This is a genomic window from Sedimentibacter acidaminivorans (assembly GCF_017873955.1).
Taxonomy (GTDB): domain Bacteria; phylum Bacillota; class Clostridia; order Tissierellales; family Sedimentibacteraceae; genus Sedimentibacter; species Sedimentibacter acidaminivorans.
Genome location: NZ_JAGGKS010000006.1, coordinates 172,960 through 193,416, shown reverse-complemented (window position 1 = coordinate 193,416; position 20,457 = coordinate 172,960). Strand labels below are relative to the sequence as shown.

Sequence of the window (20,457 nt, the reverse complement as noted above, 5' to 3'; positions counted from 1 at the left end):
AAACGAGAAGTATAGTTATAAATTATACATCCCGTTTTAATAGTTAATACTCTTTATATCAAGTATTTTTAATTGTTTTTTTTATTATCGATGTAATTTACTATGTCTTGAACTGTAATAAGTTTAGCATAATCTTCTTCTTCTATTGTTACATCACATTCATCTTCTAATTTACTGATTAGTTCAAATAGGTCTAAAGAATCAGCACCTAAATCTTCTTTTATTTTGCTTTCAAGCTTTATATCTTCCTTTTCAACATCTAATTCATCTTCTAATATTTCTACTATTTTTTCAAAAACCATAATTTCCTCCATTATAAATACATAAATTGTAATTTGATACTTTTATATTTTGTACTGCTACTTTTTTGATTATCTTTTATATCAAATATCAAATATTTTGATAATCGAAGTATAATACAAAAAAAATAATTTGTCAATATATTTTTAACAAATAGTTTTTTAGTATATTTAATAAAAATAAACCTGTCGAAATATTTACATACTTGACAGGCTTATTTTTATAACATTCTTTTCTTTATTGCATCTACTATATACTCTGCTGCTCTTCCATCACCATATGGATTCACAGCATTTGCCATTTTCTTATATTCTTCTTCACTATTAACTAGTATACTTACATATTCATATATTGTATTTTTATCTGTTCCTGCAAGTTTAGCTGTACCTGATTCAATGCCTTCTGGCCTCTCTGTTTCTTCTCTTACTACCAGTACAGGTTTACCTAGCGATGGTGCCTCTTCCTGAATACCTCCAGAATCTGTTACAACAAGATAACATTTAGACATTAAATTCGTAAACGGAAGATAATCCAATGGCTCAACAAGGTGTACTCTATCTTTATTTCCAAGAATACTTTGTGCTATTTCTCTTACCTTAGGATTAAGATGCATAGGATAAATAACTTCAACATCTAAGTTTTCATCAACAACATCCCTAATTGCAGAAAATATATTTTTCATAGGTTTTCCTATATTTTCTCTTCTGTGTGAAGTTAAAAGAATTACTTTTTTATTTTCAAAATCTATACTATTAATTAGCTCATCATCAAATTTATAATCTTTATCTATTACCCATTGTAATGCATCTATGGATGTATTACCAGTTATAAATATTTTATCTTCTTCATAGCCTTCACGCAATAAGTTTGATTTAGAATTTTGCGTAGGAGCAAAGTGAAAATTCGTCAATACTCCTGTTAGCATTCTATTTGCTTCTTCAGGATATGGTGAATATAAATTCCCACTTCTAAGTCCTGCTTCTACATGTCCTATTTTTACACTATGATAAAAAGCTGCTAAAGCACCTGTGAATACCGTTGTCGTATCACCCTGAACTAATATCAATTCTGGTTTAAATTCCTCTATTACACTTTCAAGACCAGTCAAAGCTCTACATGTGATCTGCGTTAAAGTTTGACCACTCTGAAATATATTCAAATCATAATCTGGCTCTATATCAAATATTCTTAAAACTTGGTCCAACATGTCCCTATGCTGTGCTGTAACACATATTTTTGTTATAAAGTTTTCATCTTTTTTAAGTGCCTTTACTATTGGTGCCATCTTTACAGCCTCAGGACGAGTACCAAATATTATAAGTACCTTAATTTTTTCCATAACAACCTCCCTATTCAAAATAGTAAAACAATTATTTCTCTAATTTTTTAGCAAATAATCCTATTTTATTTCCTAGATAAAGAACTATAACAATTACAAATCCAACTACAATTATTCCCGTTGCTGGGTCTGAATCCGAAACAATAACAGCTGCTAACCCAAGCATCATACTAATTAGATACATAACTAAAACTGTTTGTCTTTGATTTAAACCCTTTCCCATAAGCTTATGGTGCAAATGATCCTTATCTGCTTCCATTATTGGTTTTTTATTGATAAATCTTCTTATTATTGCAAATGTTGTGTCAAAAATTGGCAACCCTAATGCAAAAATTGGTACTACTAAAGTAACTGCCGCAACACTTTTAACCATCCCTAGTATTGCTGTAACTGCCAGCATATATCCTAATAAAAGCGAACCTGTATCACCCATGAATATTTTAGCAGGGTTAAAATTAAATGGCAAAAATCCTAACGATGCACCTGCTATTATAGCACATTGCATTACAATAAAATCATAGCCCTTTATAGCAGCTGTAAATAGAAGTGTCGTTGCAGCTATACTAGCAACTCCAGATGCCAAACCATCTAAACCATCTATTAAATTAATTGTATTTGTAATCCCCACTATCCAAAATAAAGTTATCGGTATAGTAAAATCTCTTAATAAACTCATTCCAGTATTAGATAAAGGATTGGTGATAAAATGAATTTTTACTCCACCCTTTATTGCAATAGCTGCCGCCACAATCTGCATTATCAATTTTATTTTTGCAGGCATACCATACATATCATCAATGATTCCTGTAAGTACAATAATTGTTGCACCTATCATAATTGATATATTTGTCTCATCTTGTGGCATATATACAAACATACAAGCCATTATTGCCACATATATTGCTATTCCACCAAAATAAGGCATAGGTTTATTATGAATTTTTCTCGCATCCTTGGGAATATCTAAAGCTCCAACCTTAAATGCAAGCTTTCGTGCTAAAGGTGTAAGCAAAAAAGATATTATTAATGCCGAAAAGAACGCTATATAATTATTATTCATCATTAATCCTCTTTTTATATTTTTGTTTCTATATTCATAATTTTATCTACACGAATTCCATGTCTACCGCCTTCAAACTCTGTCGTCATCCATGCATCGACTATTGATAAAGCTAAACCACTTCCTATAACTCTATTGCCTAAAGCTAACATATTAGCATTGTTATGCTTTCTCGACATTACAGCCATATATTCATTAGTGCATAAGGCACATCTAACTCCGCTTACCTTGTTTGCAGCCAAAGAAATTCCAATACCTGTACCGCATATAACTATGCCTCTATCCACCTCTTTAGATGCCACCATTTGTCCTGCTTTTTCACCATAATCAGGATAGTCTACTGAATCCAAACTATAAGTTCCTATATCTATTACTAAATACCCATTTTTTTCTAAATATTCTTTTACAATTTCCTTTAATTCAAAACCACCATGATCACATGCTATTACTACTTTCATCAAATCCTCCGTTATATTTCAATTTACTAATACTATTTACTATTTTATTTATTTCTGCCTCTATTTCTTGCATACTTTGTTCATAAACATTATAATCCATTCCATATGGGTCGGCAATATCCAAATTGTTCCTGTTTTCCTTTTCACCACTTATTTTCTGAGTAAATTCCTTTAAAGTAAACACCCTAGGAAACATGAACTTTTCCACTTTCTTCTTATTTATATAATCACTTATTATATTTTTATGAGATACTGTCATAGTTAATATTAAATCAGATTGGAAAATAATATCATCTGTTAGTTGTCTTGCTCTATGAGATTTTATATCTATACCTTTATTTTCCATCACTTTTATAGACTTCTCATTTGCAATCTCTCCTTCAAATGCACTAATTCCTGCTGATGATACATTTATATCCATTTCATTTACTTCTTTTAGCTTTTCTTTTAAAATTCCTTCTGCCATACTGCTTCTACATGTATTTCCCGTACAAACAAATAATATATTCATATTCCTCACCTATACATTAATTACTTTTCCTGCCGCTTTTCCTAGCCTATTCATAATTGCTTTACCAAGACCTTTTTCATCAACTGACTCTGCTAGTATTACATCCATTCCTAATTCATCAAATTTTCTTAAATCTCTAAATAAGTTGGACGAGATAGTCAATAAATTATTTCTATCTCCTACACAAATTGTATTTTTGCCAGTGTAATATTTTTCCGTTTGTAAAGTTGACATTATTCCTATATTCCTGCCTTCTAACTCAAATTTTTCATAATCCTGTACAATATTATCTACTATATTTTCTATACTACCTTTATACATTATGACATCAGCTTTAGGCGAATAATGTCGATATTTCTGACCTGGTGATTTAGGTATGATTTTTTCATCATTTTTAATAATTGCAGGATCATATTCACACTTTCCCAATACTTTTACAATATCTTCTATTGTAACTCCACCTGGTCTAAGAATCATTGGTATTTCTGTAGTCATATCTACAACTGTAGATTCTAAACCTATATATGTACTTCCACCATCTATTATCATATCAACTTTTCCCATCAAATCATCAATCACATGTCCTGCCTCTGTTGGACTTGGCTTGCCTGATGTATTTGCACTTGGAGCTGCTATTGGTTTTTTGCTCTCTCTAATAAGTGCTAGTGCTATTTCGTTGATAGGTAACCTAATTGCAGCAGTTTTAAGACCAGCTGTAATTTTATCAGACAAAATACCTTTTTTATTTAATATCATTGTCATTGGTCCAGGCCAATATTTATCTGCTAAAACTTTTGCTTTTTCAGGCACTTCAGATGCTAAATCATATAAATCACTAAAGTTTGCTATATGAACTATTAGCGGATTATCCTGAGGTCTACCTTTTGCCTTAAATATTTTATCAACAGCTTCATCATTTAGAGCATCTGCGCCTATGCCATATACTGTTTCTGTTGGAAATACAACTGTACCACCATTATTTATTATTTGAGCAGCTTCTTTTATTATGTCATAATCAATATTATTAGGGTCAACTTTAACTATTTTAGTTTTTATATTTTTATCCATTGTTATCCTACCATTTCGATTGTTCTTATACTATTCAGTTGTTGCATAATTGTCTATATGAATTATATACCACAAGAACAATATGTACAAGGAGATTTTAGTTTAATATTACTTAATTACATATTGTAAACATATACTTTATTATTGAGGAATCTTAGGGAGGGAATTAATTTGAATATATTGAACTTTTTTATGACAGGATTTATTATTGGAGGTATAGGAACATGTTTAGGAGGACTTCTATCTATATTTATACGCAATCCAAGTGATAAAGTTGTATCGTGCTTATTGAGCTTTTCAGCAGGTATAATGCTGTCTATAATTTCATTTGATCTTTTACCAAAATCATACGAGGTAAGTGGATTTTTTATTGTCACACTAGGTCTATGCAGTGGACTTCTAATAGTATTTTTTGCGGAAGAAATTATACCTTTTAAAAAAATAAATAAATATGCAGGCAGAAAGCAAGATTTCTTTAAGATGGGAATAATTATAATGGTAAGCTTAAGTCTTCATAATTTCCCTGAAGGTGTGGCACTTGGTTCTAGCTATGTTTATTCAAGAAGTATAGGAATAAAAATGGGCGTATTAATTGCTGCACACAATATTCCTGAAGGAATGACAATTGGTGTTCCACTTATTATGGCTGGAGTTTCACCACTTTACATATTATTATTAACGCTATTAACTGGACTTCCAACAGCTTTTGGTGCTGTCTTAGGAGAGGTTCTTGGTCATATATCAGAATATTTCATTGGTTTTTGTTTGTCTGCAGCAGCAAGCAGCATGCTCTATGTTACAGTTAGTAAATTAATACCTGAGGCTGATATTCTTCACAAAGGTAGAATTAAATCTGTTTTTCTTTTGATAGGGTTTATATGTGGTTGTTATTTATCATTTGCATCATAATTTATATTTCTGTATAAATACGACTATACTCTAGTTTGTGCATATTTATAATATTTTGCAATTCATTATTATCAGCTATATCAAATCTAACGCATAATCCACAGCTAGAACTAATACTGCGTGGAACTGGAATAATTTTAATTTTTATATTGAGTTTTTTTATTGCTGTTTCAAACTTCATGGCGTACGAAACTGATTTAAAGGTAATATAACCATATTGCTCCATTTTTATTTTCCTTTATTTTTAGTTTTTTTAATTAATCTTATGTCGCAGTGCGCATGAAATACTCACTAAACGATTAATGATTACTTAACATTTTCCACAATGCACATTTTATCCATAATATATTTGATTATATCAATAATAATTTTTACAGTCTAATGAAAAAATATTATTAAACTTTTTTTACTATAACTTTTTGTTATATATTATTATTTTAATTTTGCAACAAACTATTTGTTAATTTTACATTTTATTTAAAATTAACTATTTAAATGGACTCAAAATTGTTATATAATATTCTATTAAATGAACAAATGAGAAACAAGGAGAACAAATGGAAAAAGTTAAATTTAACATAAATGATATACGAGGTTTTGCAACTAATCCTAAAACATTTGCTAAGGGATTAGATTATTATAATAAAAATCTAGTTTCACATATAAATTATAAAAGGAAATATGATCCAACGCTTGAGGAACAAATTAATATATATTCAACAAAGGTAAAAGGTCATTACTATTCATCTTATGACATATCCATAACGATTGATAGTGATGGTGATATTGCTGATTTCGAATGTAATTGTCCAGCATTTTTAGAAAGCTCAGGTGGATGTAAACATATAATTGCAACTATGCTTAAATTATACCACAAGCATGATTCAAGACAAGTTTCCTTTGTAACTAATTTAGATTTACTTAGACAAAGTAGAACACAATCAACTATTCATAACCATCAACTTGAAGATTTAATTAGTATTTTTGAAAAAAAAATAACTGAAAGTGTGAAAAATGAGTTTAATGAAGGCTCCATCTACCTCAAACCAATTTTGTTTATTTCTGAAAAGGATGCAATTAGCATAGAGTTTACAATTGGTGATAATAGACAATATGTAGTAAAAGATGCATACACACTAGCTAATTGTATAAAAAACAACACATATGTCAAATATGGCAAAAGTTTAGAATTTAATCACGAAGTATCAAAATTTGAAAAGAATTCCCAACCAGTGGCAATTTTCTTAAGAGATGAAGCAGAAACATACAGACAAATTATAGCTAAAACCCAAGGAACATTTAATTCATTTAACATAAGCGGGCGTTATTTTAAAATTCTTCCCTTTTCAATTGACAGTTTTTTTGACTTGTTTGAAAACCAAACATTAGAATGTAATGGTTACAATTATAAATATGATACTATTACATTTAAGAACAAAGACCCTGAAGTAGAATTTTATATAAAAGAAGAAGAAGAGAAATATTATTTTACAACAGATTTATTTATCACTTTTATGTGTTCCTCTAAAAATTATACTTATATAATATCTGGCGACAGTTTATATAGGTGCTCAAAAGAATTTACAAATATTGTTCTTGCTGCAGTAAATAAAATTATGGTGCAGCCATCAAAAACTATTAAACTTTCTAATGATTATATGGGTAAATTTTGTTCTGCTGTAATACCTCAAATATCTAAATATGCCAAAGTAACATCTGAATTTGAGTTAATAGACAATTTTAAAATTCAGCCTCTATCAACGAATATTTATCTAGACACAAACAGTCAGGGTTTTATTTATGCTAATATTGTGTTCAATTATGGAGATATAGAAATAAACCCATTAAGAAAATCCACAACAGATAATTCTATCGCCAGAGATTTGGTAGAAGAAGCTAAAGTAGAAGCAGCAATAGAAAATGCTGGATTTAGAAAAACATCTGTTAAATATTCAATGACTGATGAAAATAATATATATGAATTTTTAACCTCTGGTATAAATATTTTAACCAAACTTAGTGAAGTAAATGTTAGCGATGATTTTAAAAAAATAAATATTAGATATCCAAAATCTATGTCAATGGGAGTTAGACTAAAAAGCAACTTAATTGAAATAGATATTGACAAGCTCGAATTTGACCCTGCAGAACTTAAAGATATCCTTAGTACCTATAAAAGAAGAAAAAAATACTTTAGGCTAAAAGATGGTTCATTCTTAAATTTGGATAATGACTATTTTAGTACAATGGAGAAACTAGTTGATGATTTGAACATATCAAGCGAAGAACTTGAGTCAGGGCATATTCAAATTCCAAAATATCGTTCATTGTACTTAGACAGCTTAATTAAGAATAATAGCTGGGTCGAAGCACAAAGAGAACAAAATTTTAAAGACATGATTAGAAATATCAAGGAATCTGATGAAACTAATTTTGAAATACCAAGTGAATTAAATCATATATTGAGAAACTATCAAAAAACAGGATATAAATGGCTAAAAACTTTATCTATGTATTCATTAGGTGGAATTTTAGCAGATGATATGGGATTAGGAAAAACTCTTCAAATAATAAGCTTATTATTATCAGAAAACAACAATAGTGTTATTGATAAAAAACCTTCAATAGTTGTTTGTCCTACTTCTTTAGTATATAACTGGAAAAGTGAAGTAGAAAAGTTTTCTCCTAATATAACAACTTTAATTATTTCTGGTGTTGCAACTCAAAGAAGTCAACTTATTTCACGAATAAACAATTATGATTTAATTTTTACATCTTATGATTTACTAAAAAGAGATATCGAATTATATGTAAATACTGAATTTAAATATTGCATATTAGATGAAGCTCAATATATAAAAAATTCAAAAACTCAAAATGCAAAAGCGGTTAAACTTATAAAAAGTGACGTTCGTTTTGCTCTAACTGGTACGCCTATTGAAAATTCTCTAGCTGACCTTTGGTCAATTTTCGATTTTATTATGCCTAGATTTCTTTTAAGCTATAATAAATTTAAAGATAAATATGAAATTCCAATTGTAAAATCAGATGATAAAGATTTATTAAATAGACTTCACAAACAAATAACACCATTTATACTAAGAAGACTCAAAAAAGATGTGCTAAAAGAGCTTCCTAACAAAATTGAAACTGTATCCTATGCTCATATGGAAAACACACAAAGAAAACTATATACTGCAGAAATAATGAAGTTACAAGAAGAGTTCAATAATGAAGTGTCTGAACATGGTTATGAGAAAAGTCAAATTAAAATACTTGCAATGCTCACTCGACTTAGACAAATATGTTGTCATCCATCCCTTTGTTTTGAAAATTATAAGGGAAGCAGTGCAAAGCTTGATTTGTGTATGGAAATTATAACAAATAGTATCGAAACTAATCACAAAGTTTTAATTTTTTCACAATTTACTTCCATGTTAAAAATAATAGAACATCAATTGCAAAGCATGTCTATAGATTATTATAAACTTACTGGATCAACTAAAAGCGAAGAAAGGCTAGAATTAGCAAATAGATTTAATTCAAATAATGTACCTGTTTTTTTAATTTCATTGAAAGCAGGAGGAACAGGTCTTAATTTAACTGGTGCAGATGTAGTTATACATTTTGATCCATGGTGGAATATAAGTGCGCAGAATCAAGCCACAGACCGAACCCACAGGATAGGTCAGGAAAATAAAGTTCAAGTATTTAAGCTTATAGCAAATGATTCTATAGAAGAAAAAATAGAGAAGCTTCAACAAAATAAAAAAGATTTAGCAGAATCAGTAATTCAAAAAGGAGAGGTTATAATTAATACCCTATCCCGTGATGAAATAAACAACTTATTTAAATTGTAAACAAAAATGCAATGGGGACTGTCCCCATTGCATTTTTGTTATTACATTTCATCTAGAGTTAAGTTGTAACCTTCTATAAATTCATCCATAAATATGTTTACATCTTCTCTGTTCATATTATTTATATCTTCTAAAATTGATTGTTTTGCTTTTATGAATTCCTTGTTACCTGATTTTTCTTCTTCTAAACACTTTATATAAGCACTTATTTTATCAGCAGCTTTAATAGTTTTCCATATCTCAATTTCTTCATCCTTTGGTATTAAAATGGGTTCAAACTCTTTGTAAAAATCATCAGGCAATAGATTTAAAAGCCTTTGATTAGCAGAATGTTCCACATCTTTATAAGCAGTCTTTATGTTTGAATTATAATATTTTACCGGCGTAGGCAAATCACCTGTAAATATTTCTGATGAATCATGATATATGGAATATAAAACAATTTTTTCTGGGTTAACATTCTTGTTCAACCTATATTTTTGTATAATAGCTAAAGCGTGAGCCAACACTGCTACTTCTAAGCTATGTTCTGACACATTTTCTTCTTTTGTATTCCTCATTAAACCCCATCGATTTATATATTTCATTCTAGATATAAACGCAAAGAAATTAGATTTTTTCATATATAGTCATAGTCTCCATTTTACTATTTATTACACTACCACATTGCGATATGTCCATCGCATCTGTGCTCTGTTCCGCCACAAAGAGTTCCATCTTCAGTTCTAATAATAACCTGACCTCTTCCAAACGGAGATTCATCTGGTTGTATTTTTATATCGTGTCCTCTTCGTAATAAATCATTTACTATATGCACTGGAACCCCATATTCTACTTCAAATGATTTTTCCTTAACCCACTGCCATCTTGGAGCATCTAGTGCTTCTTGTGGGTTCATATTAAAATCAATCATATTTGTAACTACTTGAACATGTCCTTGAGGTTGCATGAAACCGCCCATTACACCAAATGGACCAATTGCTTTATTATCTTTTGTTAAGAATCCTGGTATTATTGTATGGTATGTTTTCTTATGAGGCATTAGGCAATTATCATGCTCAGGGTTGAAACTAAAATTATGTCCTCTGTTTTGCATTGCTATACCTGTTTCTGGAATTACAATTCCTGAACCAAAACCCATGTAATTGCTTTGTATATATGAAACCATGTTTCCTTCTCCATCTGCGGTACATAAGTATACAGTTCCACTTCCGTTAGGTTCACCTGTCGTAGGCATAAGTGCACTATCAGTTATAAGAGATCTTCTTTTTTCTGAATATTTGTCAGATAGCAACTTATTAACTTCTGTTTTCATATTATTCTTGTCTGTGATATATTTCTGACCATCTGCAAATGCAAGTTTTATTGCTTCCATTTGTTTGTGATATGTATCTGCACTATCCTTTTTGTTAAAGTTAAAACCCTTCAGTATATTTAGTGCCATCAATGCAACTAATCCTTGTCCATTAGGTGGAATTTCCCATACATCATATCCTCTGTAATTTACACTAATTGGTTCAACCCATTCTGATTTATAACTAACTAAATCTTCCTTAGTTAAGTATCCATCATACTTTTTAAAGAAATAATCTATTTTATCCGCTAACTCGCCTTTATAAAATGATTTTGCATTTGTTCTTCCTATTGATTCAATTGTATCTGCATGATATGGTAACTTCCACAACTCACCAAATCTAGGCGTTTTTCCTTCTTTAGTAAAAGTTTCAAACCAATACTTAAATTCTTCACCTTTAGCTTCATTTTTATATTTGTTGTAAGCTATATCCCAATTTTTCTTAACTGTAGTAGAAACAGTAAAGCCTTCCCTAGCATATTTTACAGCAGGTTCTAAAGTTTCAGAAAGATCTAGCTTTCCAAATCTAGATGATAACTCCGCCCATGCAGCTGGAACTCCTGGGACCATCACTGGTACAACGCCATACTTAGGTATTTCATTTATTCCTTTTTCCTTTAACTTTTCAATAGAAATACTATTTGGTGAATATCCGCTGGAATTTAAGCCATGCAGCTTTTCATTAATCCATACTAATGCAAAGGCATCTCCACCTATTCCATTTGAAGTAGGTTCGACTACGGTTAAGCAAGCAGCTGTAGCAATAGCAGCATCTATAGCATTACCACCCTTTTTTATTATTTCCAAACCAGCTTGAGCTGCTAGGGGATGTGATGTTGCCACCATCCCCTTATGTGCATAAGCCACATTTCTTTTCGATGGATACTTGTATTCAAGTGGGTTATAATTCATTTCGTATGCTCCTTATAAATTTGTCAAAATTATATTTTTATTTTAAGTCTAACTCATTTACTTTTTCATTATTATTAATATTATGAACTTGCATTTTATTTTCAGAAAAAGTATATAAATAATCTCCAATATAAATAATTCTTTTTATTTCATTTTCATAGGTATATTCACTTTTTATATTTTTCATATGTGTTATTTCTGTTTTTAATTCCACTTTACTAGAATTAATATTATAAACATATGCTCCAATAAAATTATTTATATAATTGTCACCTGCTCTAGAAATTGGGAACGCCATAATCTCCTTATTTAATGAAAACATCAAAGCTTTATGATTATATAATAACTCAGAATATGTTCCACTTTTCCCAATTATATCTGTTGCTATTTCCTTAGGTTTATTTACATCACTCACATCAAACAGTGAAATTTTAAATCCTCCTGTACTAGTTCCACCCCACTCATTTTGTACAGTTTCATAACCAAAACCAAGAATATGAGTTTCATCAACAGGATGAAGATATGTACTGTACCCTGGAATTTTTAAATATCCAAGAACCTTTGGGTTGTTTGGATTTGATGTATCTATTACAAACAAAGGATCTACTTGCTTAAATGTAACCATATAAACTTTATCACCCATAAACCTAGTTGAATATATTCTTTCCCCTGGTGCTAATCCTTCTAGTTTCCCTATTATATTTAAACTATCATTTAAAATATAAATGTTATTTTTTGATTCGTTCTGGCCTGTTTGCCATACTTCACCTATTGTTGTAGCTATTCTTAATAATCCATCAGTCTCATCCATTGAAAATTGATTAATAATATTTCCCGGTACTTTACCTTGTCCAACAGGATTTATATATCCATCCTTTAAACCAAATTTATAAATAACAGTATTAACACTGTAAATTGGATTATATAAATCAGTTGATTTTGATTGTGACTCATATAAAAAATCAGTAACCGTAGCATATAAATTATTTTTTGAAACAAATATTGATTCTGTTGAACCAATATATACATCTACATCAGGTTCTGATTTTTTATCATCTAGATTTATTCCCACTGTTATCATATATTTTGAATCAACATAATTTGGAAAATATTTTATTTTATCAAATCCTATTTCTGTTTTTTCATTTGTTATACAATCAGTATAAGTTGGAAGTGGTATGTTTATATTATTGTCATAATTACCATAATAACCTAAATTAAAATACTTTGTTGTAACAAGATATAAATTATTATCTATCGTTCTCCCTGATGTATAATTTCCATCAAATAAATATTCTCGTTCCAAAACAGGTTTTTCAAGATTTTCTATATTATAAATAAGAACGTTACATCTAACATCATAATATGTTGGAGGTACAATACCTATTTTCAATGTTTCATCATTTTGCTTATATATATGATAATAGTTATTTTGACCTATTACAACTAATTTTTTTTCAGTTATATAAATTTCATTGATATCCATGTTTTCCGGTACATCAACTTGTGATATTATTTTAGGATTTAATGGATTTGAATCTATTATTTTCACTTTGTCGTATGACTTTATGAAAATATGCTTTCCATCATTTTTTACAATATCTCCTTCTTCAACACCTTCAACCTGATTATTAGTATTTGAACTGTCACTTCCAGATGCAGTAGGAGCTTCTGCAGCTGATTCGAATGCAGCATCTTCTGTTTTTTCCATCACCATTGGACGAATCAAACCAATATAATTGTAAATTTTAGAGTTATATTCTAAAAGAGCAATCAAATTATCTTTTGTCCCGACAGTTGGAATTATGTTTTTATTAACACGAACCGATTTATATTTAGTAATGTATACACTGTTTGTCTTTTCATCCCATCTAATATCATGGCCCAAAGTTTCACTAATAAACCTAAGTGGCGCAAAAGTTCTACTGTTTATCATCTTAGTTGGACTATCAATATCTTTAATTTCACCATTAACCAAAACTTTATTTTTATTTAGCATCATTTCTATTTCATTATTTTCATCCTTTATTACTGCCTGCATGGTATTTTTATTCCAATCTACCTTCGCATCCAGTTTTTCAAAAACACCTCTAAGCGGAACCAACGTTCTTCCATTTTCTAATATAGGGTTTGCATCAAATTCAACTTTTTCATTATTAACATAAACTGTAATAAAACATTCATCTTCTGCAAATACAGATACACTGAAACATAATGCTAAAATCAAGGTTAAAGCAATTATTTTTCTTAAAAACTTATTATTTTTCATTAATTTCACTCCTCTCTTATACTTTTATAGACGGATAAATTTTCATTATGTTCCAAATAATTATACTATAATTTAATAAATTTATAAATAAAAATATGATGCTTGAAAATTCAAGCACCATATTTTTATAAGCTTATCTAATCATGAAATTTAAATGTACTGCAGCAAGTTTCAACTGGACCTTTTGCATTTTTTCCATTAACTAAAATATCTGTGGCATCACATCTTTTTTCTTTATTGTATACACAGTTAGTCGCAGCACAAGATATTTCAGTACTTTGTCTTGGTTTATCTACAGAACTCATCATACCTGGCTTTTGTTGTATAAAAGTATCGCAATTTGTTGTTCTACTCTCAAAAGCTTTTTTACCATCAACTTTTATAGCTGGTGCAGTACAACCATTTGTTCTATTATAAAAGCAATTTGTAACTGTACAACCTATTTTTGACATTACATAATCTCCTTTCATTTATGGTTTAGTTATTTTATCCCAAAAATGAAATATTATTATATTGAATACAACATTTAATTTGAATATTATTGTTTGTTCCTTTGCATTGCCACCAATAAATCAACCATTCTACCGTAACTTTTTACTCCGTCTACTTGATTATTTGCTTTTAAATACGTATTATTTACATTATGTGAGATTTTTGCAATCCTAGTTTGAAACTGTTCCCAGTATGTTGATGTGTACGCCATATCTAATTTAACATCTTTTGAATATTTCTCATATAATTGTACAAAAGCATGGTAATCTTCTAAATAAAGTGCATTCATGCTATATGTTAAGGCAAGCATAGTTCCACTATAAGCAAAATCATCATATCCAGAACTAATGCATGTTAAATATGAAACAAAATTAGCTTCGTCTTCCCTCATAAAACCTCTCATATGGACAAGTTCATGACACATTGTCGCAGGAATTTGATATGAAGGTATATCAACGTTTACATTTGATTCAAATGTGAATGGAAAAAACACCCCAGTTATTTGGGTATAGGACATTGCTCTTGAAAATAGAATAGGTTTTGGTCTAGGATAATTACCTTTAAGTACATCATAACTGTTTGAAATACTATTAAACGAATATTGCACCCTCCTAGATGTTTCATAAATATTATCATCACTTAAAGCTGCAACACCATTTGTATCAGAACCTATTTTTTTTCTATATTCATTTGCATCATTAATTAAATCATCGCATAGCTGTATAAGCTCCTGTTTTGATGATTTTTTTATCTCGAATCCGCTATAAGCTGTAAACTCATACCTATAATAATTCATACCGCAAAATAATACAAATAGAAAATACAGCAAAGATACTACAACGCCTAAGTTAATAATATAATTTTTTAGCAATTTAATTGTCTTTTTTATCAATGATTTTATAAAGGTCAGCACAGTATATGATATTAATAAAATAACACTTAATATCAATAGAATTTCAGCAATCGAAAAAGGAAAAAAGCCTGTTACAAATCCAATACTTTGAGCAAATACTGGATATATTTTAATAGAATAAAATTCTGCAAAATTTATATTATATTTCGCAATTTGTGTCAAAATAAAGGCTATTGGCATTAATAAAATAATCATAAGTCTTTTATTTTTCATATAATTAGTATCTGCCTCTTCAATATATTTTTATTTTATTATATACCAATCCATAATTATTTAAAAGAATAATTTGAATAAATACGCAAGTACTATCTAATTAATAAAACCTACACTAATTTTTAAAAAGTGTAGGTTTTATTATTTTACATTAGTCCAAATATCTTATTCCATTAACTTTCTTTATTCCAAGACCTGGTGCATCATTTAATGTAATCTTAAATTCATCAAATATTGCTCCCCCTTCTACAGGATCTTCGCTGCAAAGTACTGGGCCATCTAAATCTATTTTAGTTATGATGCTTTTAGCTGCTGCTAAATGTACTGCTGCATTTACACTTACTTTTGCTTCTAGCATACATCCTATCATACATTCCACTCCATATACTTCTGCTATAGAGCAAATTTTAAGTGCATTGTGTAAACCACCTGTTTTCATCAATTTTATATTTATATAATCAGCTGCTCTATTTTGAAGTATTGTTAAAGCATCTTTAGCTGAAAATACACTTTCATCTGCTAAAACTGGTATAGAAATATTGTCAGTTACATATTTTAGACCTTCTATATCATGTGCTTCAACAGGTTGTTCAACGAATTCTATGTCTAAGCCTGTATCTTCCATTTTCCTTAAAATTTTAACTGCTTCTTTTGGCTTCCACCCTTGATTTGCATCAATTCTAAGCTTAACATCGTAACCAATAGCATTTCTTATAGCTTTCATTCTCTCTAAATCCATTGATGCGTCTTTGCCCACTTTTATTTTCAATGTATCAAATCCTCTTCTTATAGCATCCAAACTATCCTTTGCCATTTCTTCAGGATCATTTACACTAATAGTTACATCAGTAATTATTTCTTTTTTATATCCACCTAACATTTTATAAAGAGGAGCATTGTATAATTGTCCATATAAATCATATAACGCAATATCTATAGCTGCTTTTGCACTAGTGTTTTTTACTAATGATTTATCTAGTTTAAGCATTATTTCTTCAAAATTTTCTATATCCATTCCTATGATGCTTTTAATTATGTGATCTTTAAGTGCTCCTATTATAGCTCCTTTAGTATCTCCTGTTATTACGCCTGTTGGAGGCGCTTCACCATATCCAACATTCCCTGTATCCGTGTGAATTTCAACTATAATATCCTCTACACTATTTACTGTTCTCAGAGCAGTTTTAAAAGGTGTTTTTAATGGTACCGAAATTTCACCTATTCTAATATTTGTTATTTTCATTTTTATTGCCTCCATAATTTTAAATATTTATATAATAACTACCATATACTAAAGATAATTATGACTATATTTTTTTATAAAACCTAATTTGCCAGCTCTTTTATAGCTGCCGCCATTATTTGAACATTCTTTATTAAAGAATCAATCCCTATATATTCATCGGGTTTATGTTCTACCATAGGTTCACCTTTAAAAATCGGACCAAATGCAACTACATTTTTCATAGCTTTTGCATAAGTTCCACCACCTATTGAAATCAAATCAGCCGTATCTCCGACCTTTTCTTCATAAACTTTTTGTAATTTCTTAATAAATTCTGTTTCAGGAGAAACATAAAGACTTTTTTTATGTCTTAAAAAAATCTCATTAAATTTACCTAATTCCATCTTATTTTTAAATATTTCAATAAAATCTTCATATGTTTTTGTAACTGGATATCTCATATTTATATCTATACTTATTTCATCAGAATTTCCTAATACAACCCCTAAATTAAATATAAATTTACCAGATATATCATCTTCAAGATTAATTCCTAAGTTTTCACCATTTAAGTCTAAACCTATATATTTGTTAAGAAAATCTATTAATTCTTTTGTATCCCCTGTAAAATTTAATTTGCCCAAAAATAATAACAAATGAGAGATAGCATTTTTACCATTCTCAGGAGTACTTCCATGAGCTGAAATACCATAGGATTTAATTAATAAACATTCTTCATTTTCTTCTATCACTATTCCTTCTAAGTTTTCTGCTAATTTTTTAATATCTTTAATACCATTTTTCAACATCGTTATTGAAGCTTCTGCATAATCAGGTACTACATTAGCGGCAATTCCACCCCTAATTGATTTTAAAATAATATTTCCCTCTTGATTTAATTTTCTTTTATATTTACATGTAACAATTCCTTTTTCTCCATTTATTATGGGATATTCAGCATCAGGAGTAAATCCACAAGCTGGCATTTCTTCTCCTTTTTCTACATAATGCTTTACACACTGGCTTCCTGTTTCTTCATTCAATCCAAAAAATACTCTTACCCTTCTCTTTAAAGGAATATTTAAATCTTTAATAGCCTTTAATGCATATAGAGCACCAATAAGAGGTCCTTTGTCATCAGTAGTTCCTCTTCCATATATCTTTCCATTATGAATTTCAGCTGCATATGGAGGATAAGTCCATCCCTCGCCCTCAGGTACTACGTCTAAATGTCCTAAAACTGCTATCATTTCATCTCCAGAACCATACTCTGCATAACCTATCATGTTATCAACATTTACCGTTTTAAAACCTAAAGACTCTGATAGTTCTAGACAATGCAATAAAGCATTGTGTACTCCTTCACCAAATGGCATTCCATTTTTTGCTTCCTCTTCTACACTTTTTATCCTTACAGAACTTTGTACACCTTCAATTATTTCATCTTTCATACCAAGTATTTTTTTATCTAACAAAATATCACTTCCTAATATTTATTATATTTACAACTCAAATTGTTTCTGTTTGTTTTTCCATTATAAAAAAAACCAGCAAAAACAAGAAGCTTGTTTTTGCTGGGTTTCATTTACTCCGACATAGTTATGCTAAATCATATAAATAAAGCAGCTATATTAATAATATTTCTTCTTAACATCAAGATACTTTTTCAAGGCATCTTTATATGATACCATTATAGCTTTTTGAGATGTTCCATGATATCGTCTTTTAACTACATTTTCTATATCTTTTTCAAAGTCAATAATATTTCTTCCTACGAAAATTTTTTTAACAAAATTTTCAGTAATACTAATTGTATGAATACATCCAACATCTACAATCTCATCATTTTCTACATTAACTTCAAAACCCATATAAAAAGAATTATATATTACAGTTATAGCATTATCCATATTAGTTCTTGATTCGCCTATAATATAAACTGTATTGTTATCACTCATGACATCACCCTATTTAATTTTATATTAAATGAAAAGTATTTTCAAGCCTTATTTGTAAATAACATATTGTTTGTCTTGTCTTAATGAATCATTTTTACATTATAGATAATATTTTACCTACTATTAATCCTCCACCGGTACCAACAACATAACCCATCATAGCCATAAGTACTCCTATAGGTATAAGTGCCTCACTGTATGCTGCAGCAAGAATTGGTGCTGAAGCAACACCACCGATGTTAGCAAGACTAGCTACACCACAAGTAAATAAATCTAATTTAAATATTTTAGCTATAATGATTAATACCAATCCGTGTATACCAAGTATCATAAAACCTGATACAATATACAATGGTGCTTGAGCAAGTTCAGCAAAATTAGCTCTTGAAGCAATTAATGCAACAATTGTATAAAGCATTGTATTTGATATCTGTGATGAACCAGGAATTTTTGCAATTGGCATCATGGCTCCAATAACTCCAGCTATAGTTACAATAATTACAGTCCATGTTGTTCCAGATAGAAAATCTGAATGAGGAAGTTTTCCACCTATAAAAGTTGCTACTGCTGCTATAAACAAGCTTGTTCCTAAAAGTAAAATTAAATCTGAAAATTCTATATTCTTTCTTACTTTTTCCTGATCTTTTGCAAGTTGTTCTCCAATTTCATCTATTACAGATGTATCTGCTTTAGTCCATTTTGCAAATTTTGATGCATAAGGTACTAATGCTAATAACATCATAACCCATATTGAATAATTTATAGAATCCATTAATAGTGCATACCCTAATTTTGCATCAGATACATTTAAGGCTCCTTGAACAGCAACCATGTTACCTGTTCCACCCATCCAACTTCCACATAAAGCTGCAAAAGCTTTCCATGTTTCAGCTTCATACAATCCTTTAAATACAAAATAAGTAACAATAAATCCTATTCCAATACTTATAGCTGCTCCAAAAAACGCTAACAACATCTTAGGACCAAGTTTTAATATTTTTCTTAAATCACATTTAAGAAGCATTAAAAATATCATAGCTGGAAGCAAATTGCCCTTAAGTGCTTTATAACTTGCATTTACTGAATCCGTTTTCTCCCACAGTCCAAAAGTTGAAAATAACATAGCTACTAAATAAATCACTACAACTGCAGGTACATATTTAAAAAATTTACCACCATATTTCTTCTCTACCCATACTGTTAAACCAGCAAAGAAAATTAAAAATGCGACATACGTAAAACCACTAGTAATCATAAATTTCCTCCTTAATTTTTTTAAGATTGTTACAAACATATAAAATTTTTATAACAACCTTCTATTATTTATATTAAAAATACTTACCACATAACACGTAATAAATATTTTTATTTTTATAAATGACTTCTAGAATAAATTAATTTCCAAACTAATATCGTTTTCTTAAAGTTTTATTTAATTTATATTACTAATATATATTGGTAATATTATCTGTATTTCTATAAATATTATTAACATAAATAAACAAAAAAAGGCCAAATAAGTAACTTTACTATTATTTGGCCTCGTCCACGATGATGTTTTGGTTTTAAACATCTTGCTATACAAGTGCATTTAATATTTAATTTTTAATTTTTCT

Annotated in this window: 18 protein-coding genes; 2 read left to right on the top strand and 16 right to left on the bottom strand. The window is 29.3% G+C overall.

Translation table 11 applies throughout. The annotated features are described in order from the left end of the window. Positions 1-68: 68 nt before the first annotated feature. The 6 genes from acpP to J2Z76_RS11125 all read right to left on the bottom strand — a co-directional run bounded on the left by acpP (position 69) and on the right by J2Z76_RS11125 (position 4,736). Complete coding sequence (gene acpP / locus J2Z76_RS11150; RefSeq protein WP_209512133.1) at positions 69-302, bottom strand: acyl carrier protein; 234 nt, start codon at positions 300-302, stop codon at positions 69-71. 218 nt (positions 303-520) lie between these two features. Then, complete coding sequence (wecB, locus tag J2Z76_RS11145; protein ID WP_342455039.1) at positions 521-1,630, bottom strand: non-hydrolyzing UDP-N-acetylglucosamine 2-epimerase; 1,110 nt, start codon at positions 1,628-1,630, stop codon at positions 521-523. 40 nt (positions 1,631-1,670) lie between these two features. Next, complete coding sequence (locus tag J2Z76_RS11140; RefSeq protein ID WP_209512131.1) at positions 1,671-2,699, bottom strand: glycosyltransferase family 4 protein; 1,029 nt, start codon at positions 2,697-2,699, stop codon at positions 1,671-1,673. Between the two features lie 14 nt (positions 2,700-2,713). Next, positions 2,714-3,157 (bottom strand): ribose 5-phosphate isomerase B, encoded by a 444-nt coding sequence (gene rpiB / locus J2Z76_RS11135; protein WP_209512130.1) that lies wholly within the window; start codon positions 3,155-3,157, stop codon positions 2,714-2,716. After that, positions 3,135-3,668, bottom strand: coding sequence for a low molecular weight protein arginine phosphatase (locus tag J2Z76_RS11130; protein ID WP_209512129.1), 534 nt, complete (start codon positions 3,666-3,668; stop codon positions 3,135-3,137). Before J2Z76_RS11130 ends, rpiB begins: the two co-directional genes overlap by 23 nt. A gap of 9 nt (positions 3,669-3,677) precedes the next feature. Beyond that, positions 3,678-4,736 carry an L-threonylcarbamoyladenylate synthase gene (locus tag J2Z76_RS11125; protein ID WP_209512128.1) on the bottom strand — a complete coding sequence of 353 codons (1,059 nt, stop codon included), beginning with the start codon at positions 4,734-4,736 and terminating at the stop codon, positions 3,678-3,680. Between the two features lie 192 nt (positions 4,737-4,928). On the opposite strand from J2Z76_RS11125, the gene J2Z76_RS11120 reads away from it, so the two are divergent. Next, positions 4,929-5,645, top strand: coding sequence for a ZIP family metal transporter (locus tag J2Z76_RS11120; RefSeq protein ID WP_209512127.1), 717 nt, complete (start codon positions 4,929-4,931; stop codon positions 5,643-5,645). 1 nt (position 5,646) lies between these two features. Here J2Z76_RS11120 and J2Z76_RS11115 read toward each other — a convergent pair whose 3' ends face one another. Beyond that, on the bottom strand, positions 5,647-5,871 hold the full coding sequence (locus J2Z76_RS11115; RefSeq protein ID WP_209512126.1) for a putative Se/S carrier protein: 225 nt from the start codon (positions 5,869-5,871) through the stop codon (positions 5,647-5,649). Positions 5,872-6,202: 331 nt separating this feature from the next. Here J2Z76_RS11115 and J2Z76_RS11110 point away from each other — a divergent pair, with 331 nt between their 5' ends. Continuing rightward, on the top strand, positions 6,203-9,505 hold the full coding sequence (locus tag J2Z76_RS11110) for a DEAD/DEAH box helicase (protein ID WP_209512125.1): 3,303 nt from the start codon (positions 6,203-6,205) through the stop codon (positions 9,503-9,505). 41 nt (positions 9,506-9,546) lie between these two features. On the opposite strand, the gene yfbR is transcribed toward J2Z76_RS11110, so the two are convergent. The 9 genes from yfbR to J2Z76_RS11065 form a co-directional block, all read right to left on the bottom strand. Beyond that, a complete protein-coding gene (yfbR, locus tag J2Z76_RS11105) occupies positions 9,547-10,128 on the bottom strand; it encodes a 5'-deoxynucleotidase (protein WP_209512124.1) in 582 nt (193 codons plus the stop codon). 35 nt (positions 10,129-10,163) lie between these two features. After that, entirely contained in the window at positions 10,164-11,771 is a 1,608-nt protein-coding gene (ggt, locus tag J2Z76_RS11100) for a gamma-glutamyltransferase (protein WP_209512123.1), read from the bottom strand. 37 nt (positions 11,772-11,808) lie between these two features. Then, complete coding sequence (locus J2Z76_RS11095; RefSeq protein ID WP_209512122.1) at positions 11,809-14,040, bottom strand: beta-propeller domain-containing protein; 2,232 nt, start codon at positions 14,038-14,040, stop codon at positions 11,809-11,811. Positions 14,041-14,177: 137 nt separating this feature from the next. Continuing rightward, positions 14,178-14,492: a DUF1540 domain-containing protein gene (locus J2Z76_RS11090; protein WP_209512121.1), complete on the bottom strand. Its 315-nt coding sequence runs from the start codon at positions 14,490-14,492 to the stop codon at positions 14,178-14,180. Positions 14,493-14,578: 86 nt separating this feature from the next. Beyond that, positions 14,579-15,658 (bottom strand): DUF3810 domain-containing protein, encoded by a 1,080-nt coding sequence (locus tag J2Z76_RS11085; RefSeq protein WP_209512120.1) that lies wholly within the window; start codon positions 15,656-15,658, stop codon positions 14,579-14,581. A gap of 151 nt (positions 15,659-15,809) precedes the next feature. Then, positions 15,810-16,901 (bottom strand): dipeptide epimerase, encoded by a 1,092-nt coding sequence (locus J2Z76_RS11080; protein ID WP_209512119.1) that lies wholly within the window; start codon positions 16,899-16,901, stop codon positions 15,810-15,812. An 83-nt stretch (positions 16,902-16,984) separates the two neighbouring features. Then, positions 16,985-18,361: a dipeptidase PepV gene (pepV, locus tag J2Z76_RS11075; RefSeq protein WP_209512203.1), complete on the bottom strand. Its 1,377-nt coding sequence runs from the start codon at positions 18,359-18,361 to the stop codon at positions 16,985-16,987. 153 nt (positions 18,362-18,514) lie between these two features. Beyond that, positions 18,515-18,841 carry a DUF3870 domain-containing protein gene (locus tag J2Z76_RS11070; protein ID WP_209512118.1) on the bottom strand — a complete coding sequence of 109 codons (327 nt, stop codon included), beginning with the start codon at positions 18,839-18,841 and terminating at the stop codon, positions 18,515-18,517. Positions 18,842-18,935: 94 nt separating this feature from the next. Next, on the bottom strand, positions 18,936-20,096 hold the full coding sequence (locus J2Z76_RS11065; RefSeq protein ID WP_209512117.1) for a DUF819 family protein: 1,161 nt from the start codon (positions 20,094-20,096) through the stop codon (positions 18,936-18,938). Between the last annotated feature and the right edge of the window lie 361 nt (positions 20,097-20,457).